23 protein-coding genes are annotated in these 20,319 nt (G+C 35.3%); 9 read left to right on the top strand and 14 right to left on the bottom strand.

Annotated elements, in window-relative coordinates; genetic code table 11:
* The first annotated feature begins 115 nt into the window (after positions 1 to 115).
* Genes ACNO7W_RS13075 through ACNO7W_RS13065 form a run of 3 tightly spaced genes read left to right on the top strand, consistent with a single transcriptional unit; the run spans position 116 to position 1,914 of the window.
* Positions 116 to 817, top strand: a complete 702-nt coding sequence (locus tag ACNO7W_RS13075) for a CoA transferase subunit A (RefSeq protein ID WP_143388006.1) — start codon at positions 116 to 118, stop codon at positions 815 to 817.
* A gap of 38 nt (positions 818 to 855) precedes the next feature.
* The gene (locus tag ACNO7W_RS13070; protein WP_417938469.1) at positions 856 to 1,203 is read left to right on the top strand and encodes a four helix bundle protein; all 348 of its coding nucleotides are present in this window, start codon (positions 856 to 858) and stop codon (positions 1,201 to 1,203) included.
* A gap of 51 nt (positions 1,204 to 1,254) precedes the next feature.
* The gene (locus ACNO7W_RS13065) at positions 1,255 to 1,914 is read left to right on the top strand and encodes a CoA transferase subunit B (protein WP_143388008.1); all 660 of its coding nucleotides are present in this window, start codon (positions 1,255 to 1,257) and stop codon (positions 1,912 to 1,914) included.
* Positions 1,915 to 2,004: 90 nt separating this feature from the next.
* Here the strand turns inward: ACNO7W_RS13065 and ACNO7W_RS13060 are convergent, their stop codons facing one another.
* From ACNO7W_RS13060 to hemA, 14 genes are all read right to left on the bottom strand, one after another.
* Positions 2,005 to 3,444, bottom strand: a complete 1,440-nt coding sequence (locus tag ACNO7W_RS13060; RefSeq protein ID WP_417938468.1) for a nucleoside recognition domain-containing protein — start codon at positions 3,442 to 3,444, stop codon at positions 2,005 to 2,007.
* 78 nt (positions 3,445 to 3,522) lie between these two features.
* Positions 3,523 to 4,236, bottom strand: coding sequence for a 3'-5' exonuclease (locus ACNO7W_RS13055; RefSeq protein ID WP_143388010.1), 714 nt, complete (start codon positions 4,234 to 4,236; stop codon positions 3,523 to 3,525).
* Between the two features lie 120 nt (positions 4,237 to 4,356).
* Positions 4,357 to 4,827 carry a methylated-DNA--[protein]-cysteine S-methyltransferase gene (locus tag ACNO7W_RS13050; protein WP_143388011.1) on the bottom strand — a complete coding sequence of 157 codons (471 nt, stop codon included), beginning with the start codon at positions 4,825 to 4,827 and terminating at the stop codon, positions 4,357 to 4,359.
* 232 nt (positions 4,828 to 5,059) lie between these two features.
* On the bottom strand, positions 5,060 to 5,467 hold the full coding sequence (locus tag ACNO7W_RS13045; RefSeq protein ID WP_417938467.1) for a c-type cytochrome: 408 nt from the start codon (positions 5,465 to 5,467) through the stop codon (positions 5,060 to 5,062).
* Between the two features lie 277 nt (positions 5,468 to 5,744).
* Entirely contained in the window at positions 5,745 to 6,737 is a 993-nt protein-coding gene (hemB, locus tag ACNO7W_RS13040) for a porphobilinogen synthase (protein WP_417938466.1), read from the bottom strand.
* A 122-nt stretch (positions 6,738 to 6,859) separates the two neighbouring features.
* A complete protein-coding gene (hemF, locus tag ACNO7W_RS13035) occupies positions 6,860 to 7,780 on the bottom strand; it encodes an oxygen-dependent coproporphyrinogen oxidase (RefSeq protein WP_417938465.1) in 921 nt (306 codons plus the stop codon).
* Between the two features lie 58 nt (positions 7,781 to 7,838).
* Complete coding sequence (locus ACNO7W_RS13030; protein WP_417938464.1) at positions 7,839 to 8,225, bottom strand: hypothetical protein; 387 nt, start codon at positions 8,223 to 8,225, stop codon at positions 7,839 to 7,841.
* Between the two features lie 96 nt (positions 8,226 to 8,321).
* Positions 8,322 to 8,702 carry a hypothetical protein gene (locus ACNO7W_RS13025; protein ID WP_417938463.1) on the bottom strand — a complete coding sequence of 127 codons (381 nt, stop codon included), beginning with the start codon at positions 8,700 to 8,702 and terminating at the stop codon, positions 8,322 to 8,324.
* Between the two features lie 131 nt (positions 8,703 to 8,833).
* Complete coding sequence (locus tag ACNO7W_RS13020) at positions 8,834 to 9,259, bottom strand: transposase (RefSeq protein WP_417938462.1); 426 nt, start codon at positions 9,257 to 9,259, stop codon at positions 8,834 to 8,836.
* Positions 9,226 to 9,384, bottom strand: coding sequence for a hypothetical protein (locus tag ACNO7W_RS13015; protein ID WP_417938461.1), 159 nt, complete (start codon positions 9,382 to 9,384; stop codon positions 9,226 to 9,228). The genes ACNO7W_RS13020 and ACNO7W_RS13015 overlap by 34 nt, the downstream gene beginning before the upstream one ends.
* Positions 9,385 to 9,536: 152 nt before the next feature.
* Positions 9,537 to 10,562 (bottom strand): uroporphyrinogen decarboxylase, encoded by a 1,026-nt coding sequence (hemE, locus tag ACNO7W_RS13010; protein WP_417938460.1) that lies wholly within the window; start codon positions 10,560 to 10,562, stop codon positions 9,537 to 9,539.
* Positions 10,563 to 10,671: 109 nt separating this feature from the next.
* The gene (locus ACNO7W_RS13005) at positions 10,672 to 11,337 is read right to left on the bottom strand and encodes a uroporphyrinogen-III synthase (RefSeq protein ID WP_417938459.1); all 666 of its coding nucleotides are present in this window, start codon (positions 11,335 to 11,337) and stop codon (positions 10,672 to 10,674) included.
* Positions 11,338 to 11,409: 72 nt separating this feature from the next.
* On the bottom strand, positions 11,410 to 12,327 hold the full coding sequence (hemC, locus tag ACNO7W_RS13000; RefSeq protein WP_417938458.1) for a hydroxymethylbilane synthase: 918 nt from the start codon (positions 12,325 to 12,327) through the stop codon (positions 11,410 to 11,412).
* The gene (gene hemA, locus ACNO7W_RS12995) at positions 12,327 to 13,583 is read right to left on the bottom strand and encodes a glutamyl-tRNA reductase (protein ID WP_417938457.1); all 1,257 of its coding nucleotides are present in this window, start codon (positions 13,581 to 13,583) and stop codon (positions 12,327 to 12,329) included. The genes hemC and hemA overlap by 1 nt, the downstream gene beginning before the upstream one ends.
* Before the next feature lie 229 nt (positions 13,584 to 13,812).
* On the opposite strand from hemA, the gene ACNO7W_RS12990 reads away from it, so the two are divergent.
* The 6 genes from ACNO7W_RS12990 to ACNO7W_RS12965 all read left to right on the top strand — a co-directional run bounded on the left by ACNO7W_RS12990 (position 13,813) and on the right by ACNO7W_RS12965 (position 20,015).
* Positions 13,813 to 14,688 carry a helix-turn-helix domain-containing protein gene (locus tag ACNO7W_RS12990; protein WP_143388022.1) on the top strand — a complete coding sequence of 292 codons (876 nt, stop codon included), beginning with the start codon at positions 13,813 to 13,815 and terminating at the stop codon, positions 14,686 to 14,688.
* Positions 14,689 to 14,787: 99 nt separating this feature from the next.
* Positions 14,788 to 15,849: a ferrochelatase gene (gene hemH, locus ACNO7W_RS12985; protein ID WP_417938456.1), complete on the top strand. Its 1,062-nt coding sequence runs from the start codon at positions 14,788 to 14,790 to the stop codon at positions 15,847 to 15,849.
* Between the two features lies 1 nt (position 15,850).
* Positions 15,851 to 17,206 carry an MATE family efflux transporter gene (locus tag ACNO7W_RS12980; RefSeq protein ID WP_417938455.1) on the top strand — a complete coding sequence of 452 codons (1,356 nt, stop codon included), beginning with the start codon at positions 15,851 to 15,853 and terminating at the stop codon, positions 17,204 to 17,206.
* On the top strand, positions 17,190 to 17,747 hold the full coding sequence (locus ACNO7W_RS12975; RefSeq protein ID WP_143388025.1) for a CopD family protein: 558 nt from the start codon (positions 17,190 to 17,192) through the stop codon (positions 17,745 to 17,747). Before ACNO7W_RS12980 ends, ACNO7W_RS12975 begins: the two co-directional genes overlap by 17 nt.
* A 59-nt stretch (positions 17,748 to 17,806) precedes the next feature.
* Positions 17,807 to 19,222, top strand: a complete 1,416-nt coding sequence (locus tag ACNO7W_RS12970) for a sensor histidine kinase (RefSeq protein ID WP_417938520.1) — start codon at positions 17,807 to 17,809, stop codon at positions 19,220 to 19,222.
* A gap of 10 nt (positions 19,223 to 19,232) precedes the next feature.
* Positions 19,233 to 20,015, top strand: coding sequence for an enoyl-CoA hydratase/isomerase family protein (locus tag ACNO7W_RS12965; RefSeq protein ID WP_417938454.1), 783 nt, complete (start codon positions 19,233 to 19,235; stop codon positions 20,013 to 20,015).
* Positions 20,016 to 20,319 lie beyond the last annotated feature (304 nt).

The raw sequence follows: 20,319 nt of genomic DNA, 5'->3' as shown, positions 1-20,319 counted from the left end.
AGCTGTACACTATATCTTTCTAGTCCTGAACTTGTTTCAGGATCCTGAAACAAGTTCAGGACTAGAAAGGATGCCGTTCCCTCCCGAAGTTTCGGGATGGGCTAAAAAACACAATATGATCAACAAAAAGGTAAACAACGTTCAAGACGCACTTCAAGGAATTGAAAACGGAATGACCATCATGCTTGGCGGTTTTGGATTATGCGGTATTCCGGAAAATTCCATCGCCGAATTAGTAAAAAAAGAAAATACCGATTTAACGTGTATTTCCAACAACGCAGGTGTAGATGATTTTGGTCTTGGATTGCTTTTACAAAAACGTCAAATCAAGAAAATGATTTCTTCTTATGTAGGAGAAAATGTTGAATTTGAACGCCAAATGCTTTCCGGTGAACTCGAAGTAGACCTTATTCCTCAAGGAACATTAGCGGAACGTTGTCGTGCTGCACAAGCAGGAATTCCGGCTTTTTTCACACCGGCCGGTTATGGAACCGAAGTGGCAACAGGTAAAGAAGCACGCGAATTCAATGGAAAAATGCATGTAATGGAACTCGCTTTCAAAGCTGATTTTGCAATCGTAAAAGCATGGAAAGGCGATACTGCAGGAAACTTAATTTTCAAAGGAACTGCAAGAAACTTCAATCCGTGTATGGCTGGAGCAGCAAAAATCACCGTTGCCGAAGTAGAAGAATTAGTGGAAGCCGGAACTTTAGACCCAAACCAAATACATATTCCCGGAATATTTGTGCAACGCATTTTTCAAGGCGAGCAATACGAAAAGAGAATTGAGCAGAGAACGGTTCGTGCAAAAAATTAAACAATTTAGCAATTTTTTAATATAACAATTAATAAAAAATGGACAAAGAGAATATTGTTGTTACTAAATCCATTGATTTTGCATTAGGCATTATAGCTTTTTGTGAAATATTAGAAAATAAACGCAAATTTATTGTTGCCAATCAACTATTAAAATCAGGAACAAGTATAGGCGCTAATATTCATGAAGCACAGAATGCAGAAAGTAGAGCAGATTTTATTCACAAAATTAAAATTGCTGCCAAAGAACTAGAGGAAACAAAATACTGGCTTTTGCTTTGTGAAAAAGCATCCTCGTATCCTTTTGATGAAAGCCTAAAAATTCAAATTAATGAATTAGGATTAATAGTTTACAAAATCCTAAGCACTAGTAAAAATAATGAGTAACAGTTGTCAAAATTGATATATTGTTATATTTATAAATTGATACATTAAGATATGGCATTGGATAAAATAGGAATTGCAAAACGAATCGCTCAAGAATTGAAGGACCGTTATTTCGTGAATCTCGGAATCGGAATCCCAACATTAGTGGCAAACTATATCCCACAAGGAATTGACGTGGAATTTCAAAGTGAAAATGGCGTTCTGGGCATGGGGCCATTCCCTTTTGAAGGAGAAGAAGATGCAGATATTATTAATGCCGGAAAACAAACCATTACTACCTTACCGGGCGCATCTTTTTTCGATTCGGCTTTGAGTTTCGGGATGATTCGCGGACAGCATGTTGATTTGACAATTCTTGGCGCTATGGAAGTCGCCGAAAACGGCGATATTGCCAACTGGAAGATTCCGGGTAAAATGGTCAAAGGAATGGGTGGGGCAATGGATTTAGTCGCTTCTGCCGAAAATATTATCGTGGCCATGATGCACGTCAACAAAGCCGGAGAATCTAAAATCCTAAAAAAATGCACTTTACCACTAACAGGCGTGGGTTGTGTAAAAAAAATAGTTACAGAATTGGCCGTTCTTGAAATAACCCCAAAAGGTTTCAAACTATTGGAACGCGCACCAGGTGTAACCGTAGAACATATTATTGCTTCCACTGAAGCGGATTTAATTATTGAAGGAGAAATTCCTGAAATGGTGATTGAGTAAACTAAAATTATTTAAATACATAAAAACCACAAAATTAGAAATTTACTTCGTGAACTTTGTGGTTTTTTTTCGCCCTTTGCGGTTAAATATTTAGAAAAACCAACTTGCTACAAAAATAGCTGTAATCACACATATCAGATCTACTAAAAGCATCGTGCCAAGGGTATAACGTGTGTGTTTAACATTGATAGAACCGAAGTAAACGGCAATTACATAAAAAGTGGTCTCGGCACTGCATTGGAAAATACAACTCAACCTTCCGGTAAAAGAATCCGGCCCAAAAGTACGCATAGAATCTATCATAAACCCTCGCGATCCGCCGGAACTAAAAGGCCTTAGCATAGCAACCGGCAAAGAATCGGTAATCTGTTTGCTCACTCCAATATTCGAGAAAACAAAAGAGATTCCGTTGCTTATAATTTCAAATAAACCGCTATTTCTAAAAAACGAAATAGCTACCAGCATCCCCAAAACATACGGGAAAATTGTAACTCCAGTTTTTAAACCATTGTTAGCACCAGTGACAAATGCATCGAAAATGGTGGTATTTAAAGCAATGAATTTTTTCTCATGTATAAAGGAAAAAACCAACGTAAATGCAATGATTGTTACTAACATTAAACCCGAAAGATTGGAGGTAAAAAAGTTTTTACCAATTAAATCTAAACCGTTTATGTACAGTAATAAACCAACAATGGCTGCAATTATGGTCATTAATGCAACGATTAATGAAGCACTTTTGAAATTGACTTTTTGTCTAATTCCAACGATCAAAAAGGCAGCAATCGTTCCTATAAACGAAGTGATAATACAAGGTAACATGACATCGGCAGGATTTGCAGCATTTTCGGCAGCGCGATAGCCAATGATAGATGTTGGTATCAAAGTAAGTCCCGCTGCATGCAAACACATAAACATAATTTGCGCATCGCTTGCTTTGTCTTTATCGGGATTAATCTCCTGCAAACTCTGCATAGCCTTTAGTCCAAAAGGTGTGGCGGCAGAATCCAGCCCTAGAAAATTAGCTGCAAAATTCAAGGTCATGTAAGAGATGGATTCGTGATTTTTGGGAATAGTTGGAAACACTTTCACAAAAACGGGACTCAGTTTTTTGGCTAATTTTTCGGCAGCACCAGAATCAATCAGTAATTGCATCAGTCCGCAGAAAAAAGCTAAATAGGCAATTAAAGGAATGATTAAATCGAGTAAAGTATTCTTGCAAGTAGGTAATAAACCATCTGATTTTTGAACGCCGCTGTATATTTTTACCGTTTGGCTTTTGAAAACATACGTCGTATCGGCATTTATGGTATCTCTGTTGACAATCATAGTTTGATCTGGTGCTTTTTTGATGCTGTCTCTGATAAAAGCAGGTACTTGTTCGATGTATTTTTCGGACAGTAAAATTGGGTCGTCTTTTTTACCATTCAAAATATAATCAATAGTGTAACTATTCCCCGAAAACAAACTAATGACTACAAATACAATTGAAGAAATAAAAATAGCCAGCCAAAATCTACTCAATACCATAATTTATAATTTTTGTAAATGTAATTATTTATTAACAAACCCAATCAGAGTTTTGAACCCTCATTGGGTTACGACAATTTAAACATGAATAATCTCCTCCTCAATCAATAAATCTTCTCGACGTAATCGAAGGAAAATTTGTGCTACGGCAATCGTATCTTTTTCACAATAAGTTACAATTCTATCAATGTCTTTTTCAACATAAAAAACATGTCCCACCTGACTGCCATCGATATCGCCTTTTGGAGAAGGGATTCCGAGAACTTTACACATCAATTTTAAAGAAGTATAATGTTTATAGTCCCCAAATTTCCATAGTTCCAAAGTATCCAAATGTGGAATTTCCCATGGTTTTTTACCAAATAAATTCAGTTTGTTAGGAATGGCGATTTGATTGATAATCATGCGTCGGGCAATGAATGGAATGTCGAATTCCTTGGCATTATGGCCACATAAAACGTGTTGCGGTTGATTGAAATGATTGTTTAACAGATTGATAAAATCGTGTAGAATTTTCTTTTCTTCACCAAAAAAAGAAGTCACCCTAAAATTCCGAATATCGCCTTTGATCGTAAAATAGCCTACCGAAATACAAACGATCTTCCCAAACTCGGCCCAAATTCCGGCACGGTCATAAAAATCCTCCGGAGTGTATTCGTCTTTGCGCTGGTATTGGGTCTTGTGTTCCCAAAGGTCTTTCATTTCGGAATCCAGAGAGTTGAAATCAGCTGCTTCCGGAACGGTTTCTATATCGAGGAATAAGATGTTATTGAGGTGGATTTTATCAATCATAATTCAGATTTTGTTAGACTTTCTTAGATTTTCAGACATTTTAGATTATTACCTTATTAGACTTCCTTAATCTTTTAAAATCTAACTTGTCTACCCGTCTAAAAATCTAAGAGGTCTATTTTAAAACAAACTTTGTTGCGTTGTTGGATTTTCATGTTCCAATAACCATTTCTTTCTCCATAACCCACCAGCATAACCGGTAAGCGAACCATCTGTTCCAATGACTCTGTGACACGGGACAACAATCCATAGCGGGTTTTTCCCATTGGCGGAAGCCACAGCTCTAATGGCTTTGACATCACCTAATTTTTTGGATAAATCCATATAAGACATGGTTTTCCCGAAAGGGATTTCCAATAATCCTTTCCATACTTTTTGCTGAAAATCGGTTCCTTTTGGATTGAGTACAAAATCAAAATCGGTTCTTTTTCCTTCGAAATAATCGTTGAGTTGCGAAACGGCTTCCTGCAAAACAGCAGGAATTACACTTGAAAGGACTCCTTCATCAGCAACTGAAATTACTGAAATCCCATTTTCGTCTCCAATAATAGTTGCGATTCCTAAAGGGGTTTTGATGTAAGCTGTTTCCATATTTTAAAGATAAAAAAATTAACCACAATGTTCACGAAGAAGACACAAACTTCACAAAGAAATGAAAACTTGAATAGTATTAGAAATAAAAAAACCATTCGCCTAGACGAATGGTTCTTGTTTTATAGCCCCGATAGAAGGGAAAATCCTTTTCTTTTTTTCTTTAAAAAAGAAAAGATTGGAATGATAGCGGGATTAGCTTCTTCCTTCGACCACGCTCAGGATGATAAAATTATTTCAAAGTTGAATAAACATATGCTTCTAATGCATTTAATTCTTCGTCAGTCATCGTTTTTGTAAGGACAATATTTGGTTTCATTAATGCATATTGAGAAGGATCAACAATAGGATCACTCTTCTCTTTTAGGAAACTGACAATGCTACCGTTTTTCTCTTTGTAGATTTTGGCAATATCTTGTAAACTTGGTCCTATTAGTTTCGTATCTACTTTATGACAAGAAGCACAGGTTCCTTTTCCTTTAAAAAGGGTCTCTCCTAATTGTTCCGGTGTTTGAACTTCTTCTTGCATTCCTTCAGAAACTGCAGCTTCAGGTTCAGCTTGTTTTTCAGCTGGTTCAGCTTCTTGCTTTTTACAAGAAAAAGCTAAAAATGCGATTGCAATTATTAATACTTTTTTCATTTTAGTTTTTTTAGTTTTTTAGTTTTCTCAAAAATAATTTATTTTTTGAAATTAGAATCAAAAAAAAGAATTAAAATTGGTTCTTCGCCAAAAGTAGTGGAAAACTAAGTTAGGTCGTTTAGGAATGGAAATTAAACTTTAAATAAACACTTATTTTTAAAGGATATTTTGCGATAATTACGAAATTTATTCATTGGTAAATTAATGTTTTTTTTGAATTCCACTACTTTTGGCGAAGAGCCTTAAAAAAATTATTAGAATCAAAAAAATCTAAATTTTACTTGTTTAAAAGTATCGCAGCTTCTTTAGCAAAATAAGTCGAAATCAAACTTGCTCCTGCTCTTTTGATACACATTAATTGCTCCATCATAATTTTATCATGATCTAGCCAACCTCTTTCGGCAGCGGCTTTAATCATAGCATATTCTCCCGAAACATGGTATACCGTTACAGGAACATTTACCGCATTTTTAACCTCTCGAACGATATCTAAATAGGCAATTCCTGGTTTTACCATGACCATATCGGCGCCTTCTTCCACATCCCATAAAGCTTCTTTGATGGCTTCAATGCGATTAGCATAATCCATTTGGTAGGTTTTTTTGTCTTTTGGGATTTCAGTTGCATCAACAGGAGCACTGTCTAAGGCATCACGGAACGGTCCGTAAAATGCGGAAGCGTATTTTGCAGAATAACTCATGATGCCCACATTATGAAAACCGGCAGCGTCTAAACCTTCACGCAAACGCAGCACGCGTCCGTCCATCATATCAGATGGCGCAACAAAATCAGCACCCGCTTCAGCATGAGAAACGGCCATTTTTACCAATGCATCATTGGTTGAATCGTTTTCTACATCGCCATTTGCAATAATTCCGTCATGACCATAAATAGAATAGGGATCCAAAGCCACATCTGGCATTACAATCATTTCCGGACAAGCAGATTTAATAGCACGAATTGCATTTTGCATTAATCCGTTTGGATTCCATGCTTCTAATCCCGTATTGTCTTTTAAATTTTCACTGACTTTTACATAAATATTTACCGCACGGATGCCTAAATTGAATAATTCTTGAATTTCTTTTACGGTTAAATCAATGGAACGACGAAATATTCCAGGCATGGAAGGAATTTCCACTTGTACATTTTCGCCTTCTGCTACAAACATGGGAAACATAAAATCCGCTGGACTTAAACTGGTTTCACGAACTAAACTTCGAATTGATTCGTTTGTTCTTAATCTTCTGCCTCTGTGTAATGGGAACATAATGATTTATGATTTTTGATTGCTTCGCCAATTCGAGCAAAGCTCTCGGGTTACGATTGCCGATTTATGATTTAAAACAAATTAGTGATGACAGAAAATCTGAAATCAAAAATCGTTAATCATCAATCTGCAATCCAATTTTTTGGGTTTTCTAATACGTTTACTAATTTTTCTTCTTCACTTCCAGTTTCCGGATGATGATCGTACACCCACTGCACATGTGGCGGCAGACTCATCAGGATACTTTCGATTCTTCCGTTGGTTTTCAAACCAAATAAAGTGCCTTTGTCGTGAACCAAGTTAAATTCCACATAACGACCACGACGGATCTCCTGCCAAGTTCTTTGTTCAGAAGTATAGGGTAAATCTTTTCTTTTTTCTACAATTGGAACATAAGCTTCGAGGAAACTATTGCCAACTTCGGTTACGAAGTTGTACCAATTTTGCATTGACATTGCATCAGTTGCTTTGCAATAATCGAAAAACAATCCTCCAATTCCACGGGCTTCATTTCGATGCACATTCCAGAAATAGGCATCGCATTGTTTTTTATATTTTGGATAAAAATCTGTCCCGACGCTTCGGGAGTGCTTATCACAAGCGGTTTTACAGGTTTGATGAAAATGGATTGCATCTTCTTCAAACAAATAATATGGTGTTAAATCCTGTCCGCCACCAAACCATTGCTGGATTACATTTCCGTTATCATCGTACATTTCGAAATAACGCCAGTTGGCATGAACGGTTGGAACCATTGGGTTTTTTGGATGCAAGACCAAACTCAATCCACAGGCAAAAAAATCAGCTTCGCCTACATTGAACAATTTTTGCATGCTGTCCGGTAATTTCCCGTGTACCGCCGAAATATTGACACCGCCTTTTTCGAAAACTGATCCGTTCTCTATCACGCGGGTTCTTCCGCCGCCGCCTTCCGGACGATTCCAAAGGTCTTCACGAAATTTGGCCTGACCTTCAACTGCTTCCAGTCCTTTACAGATTTGGTCTTGAAGGTTTTGTATGTATTGGTAAAATTGTTGTTTCATTATAATTATGATGATTTTAAACAAATTATAAAAGTGTCTAAAAGTGTCTAAAAAGCATTTAAATCAATTCCCAATAATATCCGGGTGTGCACTTTATTTTTCCCTCTTTCCCTAAGGCAGAAAGAAAATTAGTTACTTTCTTTTTCCTTTTCTCTTCAGTAAGTGCGGCTGAGAGTTTTGGAATAATTAAATTATCAATAGACTGCCGTTTCGATTTCCCGAACTTTTTGAGATATCCAACAATCATATCTTTAAAATGAGAATCATCAAAACTACGATTAGCTAGATATTCCGCTTTTAATTCTTCGTTATTTGTTAAATTCACATCGTCACCGGCTCTTCCTGAAACAGCACTTTTTAAGGACTTAAATTCTTTCCACTCACATTTTTCGTTTTCACGTGGGTAGTTAGTTTTTAGGTAATTCTGTAATTCATTTTCTGTCATTTCAAATAATTTATAGAAACTTTTCTAATTAGGAATGAGACATTAACAAATCTATGCTATTTAAGAAGGTAAAACAAAAATAGGATTGTTCTTTCATTATAAATTTGCTTTTGCAGCAGCTATTTTACTATTGATTCCAAACGAAAACATTTTACTTTCCTGCTGAATATAATTGTAAATGGCAATCGCTTTTTCAGAAAAATCAAACGGATTATCTTTCGAAGCAATCACTAAAAAATCGGCAAATTGCTCCAGCTGATTCCAATCCAAATGACAACGTAACAAATGCTTAATTAAATCTTTTTCATTACAATCAATCAGACTTTGAATATTCAATCCAAAGTCTTTCAATTGATCTTCTATGTTGATTTTATCTTCTAAATCCCAAAATTTAGGCACAAAAACTATAGAAAGCAACGTCTTTAGAACATTGTCTATTCGCACACTTTCCTGGTCTCGTAATCCTTTGTTTAGCATTTTTATTACTTAATTTTTGTTTTTTTGTTTCCTGCAAGGTTTTTTTTAACCTTGTAGGTATTACTAGTAATGACAATCTTAATCAAACATACCTACAAGGTTAAAAAAAACCTTGCAGGATTGCCACAATATTACTCAAATGTATATTTTTCAGTTAAAAAATCATTTCTTTGATTATGGCAAAAAATGAAATTTTCAAGACCACCAAACAACTTCAACACTTCTTCTCTTTCGACTTTAGTTTCTTTATTAGAAATAAAAACTTTATATGACGAATACTTATAATCCTGAAATTTTAAATCTAAATGATGCTTCGGATTCAAATGAACATATACTATCAATTGCTTTAAGTAATCATCACCATTCAATCTTATTCTCTTGAAATGTTTTTCAAAAAGACTTCCTGTTCTATCTATTTCCTTATTAAAAGCTTTAGCATAAGAATTAAAAAAATTAGAAAATGCTTGTGTCACTATTTCTTCATCTTCATTTAATCGAATGACCAAATGAAAATGATTATCCATTAAGCAATATCCAAATATTGAGATTTTACCCATAAATATTTTGAAAGTTGTTTTAAAAAGAAGTTTTTGTTTTCATCATTTTCGAAAATTAAACACCCGTTTATTCCTCTATTATAAATATGATAATAACCATCTTTTTCTAAAACTTCTAATTTCATATTTCGGCTTTTATATATTTACAATCCTGCAAGGTTTCCAAAACCTCGTAGGTATCGCTTAGGCTGATATTATCAAACATCCCTACAAGGTTCGAAAAAAACCTTGCAGGAGAGATACTGCAAACTGAACACTAATTACTGAACACTGAACACTATTTCCCGTACTCCTTCACCGCATCAATAAACGCTTTCGCGTGATCAACTGGAATATTTGGTAAAATTCCGTGACCTAAATTCACGATGTATTTGTCTTTTCCGAATTCATCAATCATTTCATGAACCATTTTCTTAATGACAGGAATAGGCGACAACAATCTTGACGGATCAAAATTTCCTTGCAACGTGATGTTTCCACCTGACAAGTATCTCGCATTCCTTGGAGAACAAGTCCAGTCAACACCCAATGCTGATGCTCTACTTTTACCCATTTCACCCAACGCAAACCAACATCCTTTTCCAAAAACAATTACATGGGTTTCATCGGCTAAAGCTTCAACGATTTGGTTGATGTATTTCCAAGAGAATTCCTGATAATCAACTGGAGAAAGCATTCCGCCCCAAGAGTCAAAAATCTGAACGGCATCAACTCCAGCTTTTACTTTTTCTTTTAAATATAAAATAGTGGTATCTGTGATTTTTTGCAATAAAACATGTGCCGCTTCCGGATGCGAAAAACAGAATCCTTTAGCCATATCAAAGCTTTTGGAACCTTTTCCTTCCACTGCATAACAGAAAATTGTCCATGGTGAACCAGCGAAACCTATTAATGGCACTTCATCATTCAACATTTCTTTGGTCAATTTAATGGCATCCATCACATAACCTAAAGTTTCCTGAATATCCGGAACAATCACTTTCTCAACATCCTGAATCGTTCGAATAGGATTTGGCAAAAACGGACCAAAATTTTCTTTCATCAAGACTTCAATTCCCATTGCCTGTGGAATTACTAATATATCCGAAAACAAAATCGCAACATCCGGAGCTATTCTTCGTATCGGTTGCACAGTGATTTCAGCAGCTAATTCTGGGGTTTGGCAACGGGTGAAGAAATCATATTTGTCGCGCAAAGCGATGAATTCAGGCAAATACCTTCCCGCCTGACGCATCATCCAAACTGGTGGACGTTCTACGGTTTCTCCTCTTAATGCTTTTAAAAATAGGTCGTTCTTTATCATAATTTCTTATTTAATGCCACAAAGGCACAAAGGCTCAAAGTTTTTATTTTATGTTTGTTCCCAGAAGTTGCAACGTTCTTAGGTTTCTTTTCTAATTCCCCTTCGGGGGTTATTTATATTCTTCAATTACATCTTCAATCACATCTTCAATAGACGGTTGATCTGCGATAATAATGTTTTTAGTAGTTTTGTTCAATGCTTCTGCAGTCGTAGTACCGATACAAAAGCAAAGTTCCCCTTTAATTTTATTTTCTTTCAAATAACTTTCCACGCCTGATGGGCTAAAAAACAAAATGGCATCAACAGGAGTTTTTATTTTGTGTGGTGTTAAAGAAGTCTCATACACTTGGATTTCGTTGAACTTTACTTTGGCTTCTTTCAACGCTTTTGGTAACGTTTCTTTTCTCAAATTGCCACTAAAAAAAGTGTAGCTTTCATTGGAGTAAATCAACGTTATTATTTCTGTCAAGTCTGATGCGTAACCCGTATAAGCAATGACGTTAAAACCGCTTTCCGACAATAGAATTTTGGTTTTCAACCCAACACAAAAAACGTTTTTTGTTTTTAATTCTTCGCATTTAGGGTGAAGCAACAAACTTTGAGCTGCATTTTGACTGGTAAAAATCAAGTTGTCATTGATTTCGTTTAGTTCGAAAGGTTGATTTTTGGTGTCGATAAAATCCGCTTCGATGACATTGAAATTAGCTTTTACTAATTCTTGTTTTTGAACGCTAGAAAGTACTTTTGTTGAAAATATTTGAATTTGTCTGCTCATGTTTTTGTTAATGAATTGCGATAAATCTTAAATGCGATATGTGAGAGACGCTATTTATTGCGTCTCTACTTATTATTTTTTTAATGTTTCTTTAATGGATCGCATTAATTTTGTTCCACCGTTCCCTAAAATTTCCTGAGCAGATGTAAATCCTAATTTTTTCCAATCTTCTAATGGAACAGTTTTATTTACCTCGATTCTTTCTTTTCCATCAATAGAAAACAAAACGCCTTTGAATAAAATAGTATCTTCTTCAAACGTTGCCAAAGCTCCAATTGGCGCTGTACAACCGCCTTCAAGCGTTTTTAGAAATTGTCTTTCAATATGGGTACACACTTCGGTTTCGATATCGTTGAGTTGGGCAACGGCTTCTTTAGAAAATTCATCATTTCCCATAGCAACAATAACCATTGCACCTTGTGCAGGTGCCGGAACCATCCAATCTAAATTAATATGATTTTCAGGTTTCAGGTTAATTCTTTCCAATCCTGCTGCCGCAAAGACAGCTCCATTCCAATCACTTTCCTGAAACTTTTGCATTCTGGTATTTACGTTTCCACGCAAATCGACAGTCTTGTGATTTGGGTATTTATGCAACCATTGTGCCTGACGACGTAAACTTCCTGTGGCAATAGTTCCTTCTCCATTAAGAAAATCAAGATTTCCTTTGTGTACCAAAATATCCAAAAAATTCGCTCTTTCCAGAACCGCGGCTTGAACAATTCCTATTGGCAAAGCCGTAGGAACATCTTTCATGGAATGCACAGCAATGTCGACTTGACCATTGATCATAGCGATATCCAGCGTTTTGGTAAAAATTCCTGTGATTCCTAATTCGTAAAGTGGTTTATCAAGGATGATATCCCCTTGTGATTTTACCGCTATAATTTCGGTTTTATACCCTAAATCGTTTAGTTTTCTTTCGACTGTATGGGCTTGCCAAAGTGCTAGTTCGCTATCGCGGGTTCCTATGCGTATAATTTTATTCATTATTTTGTGGTCGTTCCAATTTTGAAAACCTTTTCAATCCATTCAATACTTTCATCTACCATAGTGTCATCATCTTTCAAATGGTTGGCAAAGTGTGTTGTTATTTTTTGGATAATTCTTGCACTGATAATCTCGGCTTGTTCTTCATTGAAATTTAAAATTTTCTTGCTTTGGAAATCCAATTCTGAATTTTTTATCGCATTCAATTTTGCTTTCAAAGCATTGATTGTTGGAGCAAATTTTCTGCCTTTGGTCCAAGTAATAAATTCTTCCTTTATTTCTTCAATGATTGCTTCAGCAGCAGGAATATGTTTTTTTCTATTTTCTAAAGTTTCGTCTGTTAGTTGTGACAAATAATCCATGTGAATTAGCGTAACACCTTCTATTTCTTCCACATCTTTATTCACATTTTTTGGGATGGATAAATCCAGAATCAATAACGGTTTCTTCAAATTCAGAATCGCTTTATCGACCGTAGGATTTTGAGCTCCTGTAGCCACAACAACAACATCTGCTTTTTGCAATTCAAGATGCAATTCTGAATAATCTTTTACAACTAAATTCAATTTTCCGGCTAGCTTCTCTGCTTTGGCTTTCGTTCTGTTGATTAAAGTAATATGTTCGTTTTTAGTGTGTTTTACTAAATTCTCACAGGTGTTTCTACCAATTTTTCCAGTACCAAACAATAGAATATTTTTATTTCCAATGTCTTCTACATTCTTGAAAATATATTGAACAGCAGCAAAAGAAACCGAAGTAGCTCCAGAGCTGATCTCTGTATCGGTTTTGATCTTTTTACTGGCTTGTATAACGGCATTCACCAATCTTTCCATGAAAGCATTAGCCAAACCTAAAGATTTTGATTGTGAAAAACTGGATTTTATTTGAGCAATAATTTCGAAATCCCCAAGAATTTGGCTGTCCAAACCGGTTCCTACACGAAACATATGACTGATGGCTTCTTGATTTTTATAAACAAAACCAACTTTTTGAAATGCTTCAACAGAACCTTGACTGTTTTCGCAAATTAATTTGATTAATTGAAATGGGTGTTCTGCAAAACCGTAAATTTCAGTTCGGTTGCAGGTAGAAGTAACTATTAAACTCTCTATTCCTTCAGTCTTAGCTTGTTCCAGTAAACGCGTTTTTGCAGCAGCATCTAAACTAAATTTTCCTCTAATCTCAGCATCTGCTTTTTTATAACTCAATCCAACGGAGTAAAAATAATGATGCTTTGATGTGTTATTGTTTTCCATATTTTGCACTTTACCAGAAAGTGACACAAAATTATCACTATAGTTTTTATAAAAGTAACGCTAGAAGTTCTTTTTGTATCGCTGAGTGATTTTTTAATTCTAATTGCTTATTTTATTATAAAAAATTCTATTTTTGTAGTGAAATCAAGTTGTTGGAATCAAATTATTTAGAGTTGTTCTAAATAAAAATGTCTGATAATTATCATATTTGTAATAAAAAAATATCGCTATGGGTTCTCAGGAAATTATAAAAATTGAAGATGATTTTACCCTGATTCGTTTTCAAAATGATAGTGTTGATACTTTCAATGCACAACGCGAAGTGGGTAGCGGTTTGATTCAGTTCCATTTTGGATTAAAAGGAAGTGCCAAATTCATCTTCAATCAGGGAAATTATGCTTTGGAATTAAAAGAAGAAAAATCATTGCTTTTATACAATCCGCAGAAAGAATTGCCTTTAAATCTGGAGTTAGCGCCAAATTCCTGGGTGATTTCTGTAATTATTTCGATCAAAAAGTTTCACGCTTTGTTTTCGACAGAAGCAGACTACATCACCTTTTTAAGTGCCGACAATAAGGACAAAAAATATTATAACGAAGGAAATATCAGTCCATCGATGGCAATCGTTTTATCACAATTGTTTCATTACAGTTTGCATCCGTCCATAAAAAATCTCTATTATAAAGGAAAAGGATATGAATTATTGAGTTTGTATTTCAACCGAACTGAAGATCCAAACGCGGAACAATGTCCCTTTTTAATCGACGAGGATAATGTAATGAAAATTAAAAAAGCCAAAGAAATCATCATTGCAAACATGGCCGAACCGCCAGGATTACAGGAATTAGCCGATGAAATTGGTTTGAATCTAAAGAAACTAAAAATGGGTTTCAAACAAATTTATGGTGATACGGTTTACGGGTTTCTATTTGACTATAAAATGGATTTTGCCCGAAAATTATTAGACAGTGGTTCCTATAATGTAAACGAAGTGGGATTAAAAATTGGTTATAGCACAGGAAGTCATTTTATAGCGGCGTTCAAGAAAAAATTTGCAACAACGCCAAAGAAATATTTGATGTCGATCAACCCAAATATGCAGTAAACAATTGATTTATCATATTAAACAATAAATAAAAAATAGTTAATCGCAATTTATAAAAAAGTAAGTTTATTTACTTTTGTACCAACAAAAAAAGATAACATGAAAGGTGTATTATTAGTTAATTTAGGTTCTCCAGAAAGTCCAACTCCAAAAGATGTTAAACCCTATTTAGACGAATTTTTAATGGACAAATACGTAATTGACGTTCCGTTTTTGTTAAGAGCATTATTAGTTCGCGGGATTATTTTAAGAAAAAGACCTGAAAAATCAGCTGCTGCTTACGCAAAAATATGGTGGGATGAAGGCTCTCCGCTTGTGGTTATTTCCAAAAGAATGCACGAAAAGGTAAAAAAACTAGTTGATATTCCAGTTTCCTTGGCGATGCGTTATGGAAATCCTTCTCTTTTGTCAGGATTACAAGAATTGCACGATAAAGGGGTAAATGAAGTGATGCTTTTTCCATTGTATCCACAACATGCTATGGCTTCCACCACTACCATTCTGGAATTGGCCGAAGATTTGCGTAAAAAGCACTTCCCGGAAATGAAATTTACTATCGTTCCCGCATTTTATAACAAACCCGATTATATAAAAAACCTTGCTGATTCTATCAAAGGACATCTAGAAGGTTTTGATTACGATCATTTATTATTTTCGTATCACGGAATTCCGGAGCGTCACATTCGCAAGACGGATATCACCAAATCACATTGTAAAATTGACGGTTCTTGTTGCAACACGCCTTCACCGGCACATGAATTTTGTTACCGTCATCAATGTTACGAAACCACAAAACAAGTCGTGAAATTATTGGGAATTCCAGAAGGAAAATACAGTCAGACTTTTCAATCCCGTTTGGCTGGAGACAAATGGTTGACACCGTATACTGATGTGGAAGTGAATAAAATGCCGGAAAAAGGAATTAAAAACCTGGCCGTTGTTACGCCTGCTTTCGTATCGGATTGTTTGGAGACTTTGGAAGAAATTGCCATGGAAGCCAATCATCAATTTAAAGAACACGGCGGTGAAAACTTCAAAGCGATTCCCTGTTTAAATGACAGTGACGATTGGTGTAAAACCGTGAGTAACTGGATTACGAATTGGTCCAATACATCGTCTTCAATGAAAAAAGAGGTTGATTCTGAAAAAGCAAACGCTTAAAATGGCCGTTACCGCCGATGAATTAGGAACACAGGATATCAAAAAACTCTTGATAAAACAAGCAGTTCCGTCTTCTATTGGGATTTTATTCATGTCGGTCAATGTTGTGATCGACACTATATTTGTAGGACAATGGATTGGTTCCTTAGCCATTGCAGCAGTAACTGTAGTTTTGCCCATCACCTTCTTGATTTCTTCTTTAGGAATGGCGATTGGCGTGGGCGGAGGCTCTATACTTTCAAGAGCTTTGGGTGCCAATCACAAAGAAAAAGCATTGCACACTTTTGGGAACCAAATCATGATGACTTTTCTATTGGCATCTGTTTTTGTGCTATTAGGTATTTTTTTTAGCGATGAAATGCTGTTGCTTTTTGGCGCCAAAGGTGAAATAATGAAACCCGCAAAGGAATTTTTCTATCCCATTATCACTTCGGTGCCTTTTTTAGCGCTTTGCATGATGGGTAATAATATTATCCGCGCAGAAAGCAAAGCTAAATTTGCTATGATTGCCATGATTATTCCTGCTCTTGTAAATATTATATTAGATATTATTTTTATAAAATACATGAATATGGGGATGTTTGGAGCTGCATTGGCTTCAGCAATATCCTATTTCATGTGTTTTGTATTTGTGCTATGGTTTTTTGTTTTTAAAAGTGAATTAAAGCTAAAAGCGAGACATTTTAAATTCAAAATTCCCATCGTAAAAGAAATCACGGAACTGAGTTTTGTGACTTTTTCTAGACAAGGCGTGGTAAGTATTTTAGCCATAATCCTGAATCATACTTTATATACGTATGGTGGTGAACATTCTGTAGCCATTTATGGAATTATTAGCCGAATGTTGATGTTTGCTTTGTTTCCAATTCTGGGAATTACACAAGGTTTTCTGCCTATTGCAGGCTTTAACTACGGTGCTCAGAATTATGAAAGAGTTAAAGAAAGTGTTCTGCTTTCGATAAAATATGCTGCTTTTTTAGCTACCCTGATTTTTGTAGTTATTTTAATTTTTGCCAAACCAATCGTAGCCATCTTTACCACAGATCCAATAGTAATTGCACAAACTCCCGAAGCTTTGCGCTGGGTTTTTGCAGCTTCGCCAATTATAGCTATTCAATTAATTGGCGCTGCCTATTTTCAAGCGGCGGGAAAGGCAAAAAAAGCATTGCTTTTAACGTTAAGTAAGCAAGGATTTTTCCTAATTCCGTTAGTACTGATTCTACCAAATTTTTTAGGTATTTTTGGAGTATGGATTGCATTCCCAATCGCCGATATTTTATCGACGATACTTACTGGCTATTTTCTAAAAAAAGAAATGAATACAAAATTGATTCAAACTAATGACGGACTATTATAATTACCTTAAATCTTTACACCTCATCTTTGTAATCACGTGGTTTGCAGGATTATTTTATATTGTACGCTTATTTGTTTACCAAATTGAAGCCGCGCAAAAACCATCTCCTGAGAAAGAAATTCTGCAAAAACAATACAAAATAATGACCTATCGCCTGTGGTATATTATCACTTGGCCTTCGGCAGTATTAGCGAGTATATTTGCTTTTTGGATGCTGTTGTTTACGGATTTAGGACAAGCTTGGTTAAAAATGCCTTGGATGCATGTAAAACTTGGCTTTGTATTTGTGTTGTATTTATATCATGGTAAATGCCATCAAATATTCAAGCAATTGCAAAACGACGAAGTAAAATACACGACAAACTACATGCGTTTATGGAATGAGGGCGCCACAATTATTCTTTTTTCGGTGGTTTTTTTAGTGATACTGAAAAATGCCGTAAACTGGATTTATGGTGTAATCGGGATTATTTTATTCTCCGTTTTGATTATGCTCGGGTTTAAATTTTATAAAAAAATTAGAGAAAGAAATCAATCTTAATTATGTTCAACAGCCTCAAAACAACAATGCTTTCATTACGGATCAGGATTTTCCTTTCCATGATTGTATTGATTATTATGGCTTCGATATTGTTGGCGTCCATTTCCATTATTCAATTTAAAAATGAAGCCAAAGAATACCACCAAGAACGTCTGGAACGAAACGAGAATGCCGTAAAACAGCACATAAATTATGTGCTCTCTACTACAACTTATCCGTTGACATCCGGAAATTTAGATTTAATTTTTAAGGATAAAATTCACGAACTGGCGCAAATTCACAATATTGAGATCAACATTTACAGCTTAGATGGAAAACTGCTAAAATCATCTAAAGAATCGTTTTCAGTTGATAAGGTATCGCCTTCTATTCCAAAATATATTCTGAAATTAGTTCGTTCTTCTATCGAAAAAAGATACGTTGATATCAAAACCATTGACGGTGTTAAAAACCGTTCCTCTTATAGCCAGATAAAAGACGACAAATTTAAACCACTTGGTATTTTGAATTTGCCGTATGTTGAAGATGACGGATTTTATAAAAATGAGTTAAATAGTTTCCTCATCCGATTAGGACAAGTGTATTCCTTTATGCTAATTGTCGCTTTTGCAGTTGCTTATTTTCTTTCCTCCTACATCACAAAATCTTTAAAAACGATTTCAGATAAGTTAAGTGAAACCAGCTTGTATCAAAAAAACGAGAAAATTGTATTAGAAGCCAATAGCAAAGAAATTAATTTATTGATAAAGGCATACAACGGAATGGTTGATGAATTGGAGAAAAGCGCCATAAAACTGGCGCAAAGTGAGCGAGAAGAAGCTTGGCGAGAAATGGCAAAACAGGTGGCGCATGAAATCAAGAATCCGCTTACGCCAATGCGATTAACGGTGCAGAGTTTTCAAAGAAAATTTGATCCAAATGATGCGGATATAAAGCAAAAGATGAAGGATTACTCCGAAACTTTGATACAACAAATTGACACGATGAATGCGGTTGCATCAGCTTTTTCCAATTTTGCTTCGATGCCAGCACAACAAAACGAGACCTTGAATGTGGTTGAAGTGGTAGAATTGGCAATGGATATTTTCAATGAAGAGTATATCACCTTTCAAAGTGATTCACCCGAAATTATTTCAAAAGTAGACCGAACCCAACTCATCCGTATTATTACAAATTTGGTTAAAAATGCGATTCAATCCATTCCCGAAAACCAAGAAGAAAAATCAATAGTAGTAACCGTAAGAAAAGAATTAAACAACGTTCTGATTACTGTTGCGGACAATGGAATTGGAATTCAACCGAAAGACATCAGCCGCATATTCGAACCTAAATTTACTACCAAAAGTAGTGGAATGGGTCTTGGCCTTGGTATAATAAAAAACATTATCGAAAATTATAAAGGAACGATTACCTTTGAATCTGAATTTGGAAAAGGAACTACTTTCACGGTTTCACTTCCAATAATTAACTTCTAAAATCACAATCATGAATTACTCAACTATTTTAATTACAACAGAAAATAATATTGCAACGATTACCGTTAATCGCCCTACAAAACTAAACGCTTTGAATAAAGCTACCATTACTGATTTGTATAAAGCATTCAAAACATTGGGGAAAAACAATGAAATTCGTGCTATTGTTCTAACTGGAAGTGGCGAAAAAGCTTTTGTGGCCGGAGCTGATATTGCCGAATTTGCTAATTTTTCTATTGAAGAAGGAATGCTGTTAGCTGCTGAAGGACAAGAAAAATTATTTGATTATATAGAAAATCTAAAAACTCCCGTTATCGCAGCTATTAATGGTTTTGCGTTGGGCGGCGGATTAGAACTGGCGATGGCATGTCATTTCAGAGTTGCTTCCGAAAATGCAAAAATGGGTTTGCCTGAAGTTTCACTTGGGCTTATTCCTGGTTATGGAGGAACGCAACGTTTACCTCAATTGATAGGAAAAGGAAGAGCTATGGAAATGATCATGACTGCAGGAATGGTAACCGCACAAGATGCCTATAGAACCGGACTGGTAAATCACGTGGTACCTGAAGCGGAACTTTTAGATTACTGTACTAGTGTTGCACAAAGAATAATAAAAAATTCTCCATACGCAATCAGCAAAGCTATAAAAGCAATCAATGCCAATTTCAAAGAAGGCAAAAATGGATATGAAACTGAAATAAAAGCGTTTGGAAAATGTTTTGGGACTAACGATTTTAAAGAGGGAACAACGGCATTTCTAGAGAAAAGAAAAGCGGTGTTTACAGGAAAATAATAACAAAAGAGCCGTTTTGGTCTACCGTCTGGACACAAATTTTCTACATTAGAATAGAACACAGATTTGACAGATTAGACGGATTCTCACAGGTTTTTTTGATTATAACATGAAAAAGCCAACATGATTATGACACTTCGGGACACTACTTTTTTAATTAAAATAGAAAAGAACAAATTTAAATCAATGTCTTGTCCTAAAATAGGTTTACACATTTAAACGACAATTAAATGAGAACAAGTAAAGTTATTTTAGGATTTAAAAGGCCGATAGAAATTTCTAATATGGAACGTCGGCAGATAGT

The sequence above is a fragment of the Flavobacterium sp. ZB4R12 genome (assembly GCF_048276375.1).
Taxonomy (GTDB): Bacteria; Bacteroidota; Bacteroidia; order Flavobacteriales; family Flavobacteriaceae; genus Flavobacterium; species Flavobacterium gawalongense.
The sequence above is the reverse complement of the archived record's forward strand: the minus strand, read 5'-3'. Positions and strand labels throughout refer to the sequence as shown.

Excerpts from the sequence above, each read along its gene's own strand:
- ACNO7W_RS13075 (WP_143388006.1), top strand. The coding sequence starts at position 116 with ATGATCAACAAAAAGGTAAACAACGTTCAAGACGCACTTCAAGGAATT.
- ACNO7W_RS13070 (WP_417938469.1), top strand. The coding sequence starts at position 856 with ATGGACAAAGAGAATATTGTTGTTACTAAATCCATTGATTTTGCATTA.
- ACNO7W_RS13065 (WP_143388008.1), top strand. The coding sequence starts at position 1,255 with ATGGCATTGGATAAAATAGGAATTGCAAAACGAATCGCTCAAGAATTG.
- ACNO7W_RS13060 (WP_417938468.1), bottom strand. The coding sequence starts at position 3,444 with ATGGTATTGAGTAGATTTTGGCTGGCTATTTTTATTTCTTCAATTGTA.
- ACNO7W_RS13055 (WP_143388010.1), bottom strand. The coding sequence starts at position 4,236 with ATGATTGATAAAATCCACCTCAATAACATCTTATTCCTCGATATAGAA.
- ACNO7W_RS13050 (WP_143388011.1), bottom strand. The coding sequence starts at position 4,827 with ATGGAAACAGCTTACATCAAAACCCCTTTAGGAATCGCAACTATTATT.
- ACNO7W_RS13045 (WP_417938467.1), bottom strand. The coding sequence starts at position 5,467 with ATGAAAAAAGTATTAATAATTGCAATCGCATTTTTAGCTTTTTCTTGT.
- hemB (WP_417938466.1), bottom strand. The coding sequence starts at position 6,737 with ATGTTCCCATTACACAGAGGCAGAAGATTAAGAACAAACGAATCAATT.
- hemF (WP_417938465.1), bottom strand. The coding sequence starts at position 7,780 with ATGAAACAACAATTTTACCAATACATACAAAACCTTCAAGACCAAATC.
- ACNO7W_RS13030 (WP_417938464.1), bottom strand. The coding sequence starts at position 8,225 with ATGACAGAAAATGAATTACAGAATTACCTAAAAACTAACTACCCACGT.
- ACNO7W_RS13025 (WP_417938463.1), bottom strand. The coding sequence starts at position 8,702 with ATGCTAAACAAAGGATTACGAGACCAGGAAAGTGTGCGAATAGACAAT.
- ACNO7W_RS13020 (WP_417938462.1), bottom strand. The coding sequence starts at position 9,259 with ATGGGTAAAATCTCAATATTTGGATATTGCTTAATGGATAATCATTTT.
- ACNO7W_RS13015 (WP_417938461.1), bottom strand. The coding sequence starts at position 9,384 with ATGAAATTAGAAGTTTTAGAAAAAGATGGTTATTATCATATTTATAAT.
- hemE (WP_417938460.1), bottom strand. The coding sequence starts at position 10,562 with ATGATAAAGAACGACCTATTTTTAAAAGCATTAAGAGGAGAAACCGTA.
- ACNO7W_RS13005 (WP_417938459.1), bottom strand. The coding sequence starts at position 11,337 with ATGAGCAGACAAATTCAAATATTTTCAACAAAAGTACTTTCTAGCGTT.
- hemC (WP_417938458.1), bottom strand. The coding sequence starts at position 12,327 with ATGAATAAAATTATACGCATAGGAACCCGCGATAGCGAACTAGCACTT.
- hemA (WP_417938457.1), bottom strand. The coding sequence starts at position 13,583 with ATGGAAAACAATAACACATCAAAGCATCATTATTTTTACTCCGTTGGA.
- ACNO7W_RS12990 (WP_143388022.1), top strand. The coding sequence starts at position 13,813 with ATGGGTTCTCAGGAAATTATAAAAATTGAAGATGATTTTACCCTGATT.
- hemH (WP_417938456.1), top strand. The coding sequence starts at position 14,788 with ATGAAAGGTGTATTATTAGTTAATTTAGGTTCTCCAGAAAGTCCAACT.
- ACNO7W_RS12980 (WP_417938455.1), top strand. The coding sequence starts at position 15,851 with ATGGCCGTTACCGCCGATGAATTAGGAACACAGGATATCAAAAAACTC.
- ACNO7W_RS12975 (WP_143388025.1), top strand. The coding sequence starts at position 17,190 with ATGACGGACTATTATAATTACCTTAAATCTTTACACCTCATCTTTGTA.
- ACNO7W_RS12970 (WP_417938520.1), top strand. The coding sequence starts at position 17,807 with ATGATTGTATTGATTATTATGGCTTCGATATTGTTGGCGTCCATTTCC.
- ACNO7W_RS12965 (WP_417938454.1), top strand. The coding sequence starts at position 19,233 with ATGAATTACTCAACTATTTTAATTACAACAGAAAATAATATTGCAACG.